The organism is Brevundimonas sp. UBA7838 (assembly GCF_002500885.1).
GTDB classification, from domain to species: Bacteria; Pseudomonadota; Alphaproteobacteria; order Caulobacterales; family Caulobacteraceae; genus Brevundimonas; species Brevundimonas vesicularis_C.
This window is the reverse complement of record NZ_DLTK01000040.1, coordinates 1-2,142: the sequence shown is the minus strand read 5'-3', so window position 1 is coordinate 2,142 and position 2,142 is coordinate 1. Positions and strand designations below refer to the sequence as shown.

3 protein-coding genes and 1 pseudogene are annotated in these 2,142 nt (G+C 67.0%); 1 reads left to right on the top strand and 3 read right to left on the bottom strand.

Features of this window, described 5'->3' with window-relative positions; all coding sequences use genetic code 11:
• Positions 1 to 95 precede the first annotated feature (95 nt).
• From B3T77_RS16295 to B3T77_RS02725, 3 genes and pseudogenes are all read right to left on the bottom strand, one after another.
• Positions 96 to 248: a phage BR0599 family protein gene (locus B3T77_RS16295; protein ID WP_312184918.1), complete on the bottom strand. Its 153-nt coding sequence runs from the start codon at positions 246 to 248 to the stop codon at positions 96 to 98.
• 10 nt (positions 249 to 258) lie between these two features.
• Positions 259 to 615: pseudogene (locus B3T77_RS02730) on the bottom strand (DUF2163 domain-containing protein); the annotation flags it as partial.
• Between the two features lie 74 nt (positions 616 to 689).
• A complete protein-coding gene (locus B3T77_RS02725; RefSeq protein WP_292076981.1) occupies positions 690 to 1,304 on the bottom strand; it encodes a DUF2460 domain-containing protein in 615 nt (204 codons plus the stop codon).
• 84 nt (positions 1,305 to 1,388) lie between these two features.
• Between B3T77_RS02725 and B3T77_RS02720 the strand changes: the two genes are divergently transcribed.
• Complete coding sequence (locus B3T77_RS02720; RefSeq protein WP_292076980.1) at positions 1,389 to 2,036, top strand: DUF805 domain-containing protein; 648 nt, start codon at positions 1,389 to 1,391, stop codon at positions 2,034 to 2,036.
• The last annotated feature ends 106 nt before the right edge of the window (positions 2,037 to 2,142 follow it).

The following is a 2,142-nucleotide window of genomic DNA, read 5'->3' as shown; positions in this document are numbered from 1 at the left end:
CCCTCCCCGTTCCGGGGAGGGAGAAACCGTAATTGCCCCGCTTCTCACCGCCGGCTCCCCGCCGTCATTCTGCGCGCTTCCCGCCGGATAGGCCGTCAGGAGTCATCTCCCGGCACATCCGGGAAGCCGCGGAAGTTTGACCCATTCTCGAACGTCCCGACGCAGGTCTCCCAACGCTTGTCGCAGACACGTCGTCTCCGCGACCTTGCATCTCTGGTCTCCCAGCCGCGCGTCGCACATCCGTCCATAGGTCCGCCCGACCACCCGCTCCAGCTTGGCCAGCGGTCCCTCAAGCTCGGCGACGAAACCGTCTCCCTCACGCGTGATCCGCACCAGCGCTCCCGCCCACAACCGCACCTTCAGATCCGGCCGCACCCAGTCGATGCGCCACAACTCGACCGTCGCCGCATCGAACAGACCCGCCGCCACATCCGCTTCCGTGATCGCCGCGTCATCCAGCACGCCCGCCGCCGAGATCGACCCCGCCGCCAGCCCGACCGCGCTCTCGCCCACCCCCGCCGTCCAGCCGCTCGCCGCCCGACAGACGACCCCGTCCACCACCAGGTCCCGGTCGTGATCGGTGAACCCCAACACGACCCCGTCGGCCCGCTCCAGCCGCCAGACATGGCACAGCGTCGCCGCCCCGCTCTCGATGCGGGCGGCATTTCGTTTGATATGTCGCGCATGGCTCAGACCCGAACTTCGATGATCTGAACCGCCGCCATCCGTCCGGCCTCGAAGCTCTCCAGCGTCGTCTCGATCCGGTCGGAATCGAACCGCACGGGCGTGTCGAACTGAAACCCCGCCGTCACGCTGACACCCGCCTCCGGCGTGCGCTCCAGCGTCACCCGCCCGGCCGCGAGGTCGATCGTGAAGGCCGTCGTCTCGACACCGCCCAACGAGACCCTCACCGATCCCTCGACCGGCTTGGCGATCGGCCGCTCCACATCGCCGTAGCGCTTCACCAGATCGAACATGGTGCGCGTCCCATCCCCGACGCCCAGCACCTGATCCTCAGACGATACCACCCCGCCCGGCGCGCACGATTTGAAGTCGGCGAAGTCTTTGAACCGGAACGCGTACAGCCTTCCCCGCCGCGCCTCGAAAAAGGCGACCAGCTCGGCCATGACGTCCAGTGACCTCAGGTTCGCCCCGATCAGATACCGCCTGCGCCCCAGCGCCCAGGGCGTGGAGCGCCGCTCGAACCCCGAGGCCAGAGTCGTGATCTCCGTCCGACGCCCCACCCCGCCGGTTGAACCGAACGCCAGCCGCGCGGGCAGGCGCACCTCGTGAAAGGCGTCCATGAACACTCTCCTGTTGTGCAATGCCGCCCGCCCGGTCCACACCTTGGCGGCGGCGCCTCTGCCGCGTCTTTTCGGGACACGGCCTTGCGCGGCGAAATTCTCAGCTACGATCCGACGACCGGCGAGGGGTTGATCAGCGGCGACGACTTGCAGCGCTACGCTTTCTCCTCGGCCGCCGCCGGTCTTGAGCCCGGTCGCCGCGTCGATTTCGTGGTTCAGGACGACCAGGCGCTCAGCCTTATGGTCCTGCGCGACGGCCCTCAGGGGCTGGCCGTATACGCCCCCGAACCGGACCTGGGCCTATGGGGCTATTTCGTCCGCTGCATCACCGACCTCTATATCGAAGGCCACGGTCGGGCGCGGCGAAAGGAATACTGGTCCTTCGCCCTGTTCCACTTCCTGATCCTGATGCTCGCCTTCATGCCGATCATCGGTCTGGCCGTCCTCGACGCCGAGGCCGGCTACGATATGGAGGCTTGGGGCGTCGCCTGGATCTGCATCGTCGCCCTGGTCTATTTCGCGCTGATTGTTCCCTACGTCTGCGTCACCATCCGCCGCTTCCACGATGTCGGGCTCAGCGGCTGGCTGATCCTGATCAGCCTCGTCCCCTATGTCGGCGGCCTGTTCACCTTCATCGTCAGCCTTCTGCCCTCACAACCCGACGCCAACGTCCACGGCGCGCCGCCCAAGGGGTCGCGCGCATTACAAACGCGTCAGGATCGGCCAGCTTGACCTTTTCGGGTTGCTGGGATTGCACGGGTCGGCGATGTTGCCGCCGCGCCGGACATGGCGCCAGTCATGGAGATCCCAGTGCGCGGTGAAATTCTCAGCTACGACG

Coding starts and splice junctions, on each gene's coding strand:
- B3T77_RS02725 (WP_292076981.1), bottom strand. CDS start 1,304: ATGGACGCCTTTCACGAGGTGCGCCTGCCCGCGCGGCTGGCGTTCGGT.
- B3T77_RS16295 (WP_312184918.1), bottom strand. CDS start 248: ATGGACGGATGTGCGACGCGCGGCTGGGAGACCAGAGATGCAAGGTCG.